1 protein-coding gene is annotated in these 353 nt (G+C 36.5%); it reads right to left on the minus strand.

All coding sequences use genetic code 11. The features are described 5' to 3' along the window. The coding region (locus AWV70_RS09580; RefSeq protein WP_201024347.1) for a protein rep at window positions 1–353 on the minus strand (353 nt) is incomplete at both ends.

Below are 353 nucleotides of genomic sequence, written 5' to 3' on the forward strand. Positions count from 1 at the left end.
CCTCGAAAACTTCTTGGCTAATTAAATAATCACTGTCTTTTGCAGAGTACTTCGCAATCTCATAAACTTTATCATCTCGACCATTGCGAACTTTCCGCACGTCAACTTGTGTAATGAATGGGTTTTTCGTGACCTCTTGCCACAGTTCGAGCCAGCGATCCCGAGAAATATAATAATCTTTATCAGTAAAATAACTTTTATTAACTGCAATCAACACATGAAAGTGTGGGTGGTAATCATCACGATCTTCGTTATATGTGACTTCTAACTTTCTAGCATAACCCTTTGCAATCTTCTTAACTTCCTTACGTTCCATCAACTTTTTGAACGAATGATTATAGTCCTTAATTTCA

Source organism: Sporosarcina koreensis (genome assembly GCF_001531445.1).
GTDB classification, from domain to species: domain Bacteria; phylum Bacillota; class Bacilli; order Bacillales_A; family Planococcaceae; genus Sporosarcina; species Sporosarcina koreensis_C.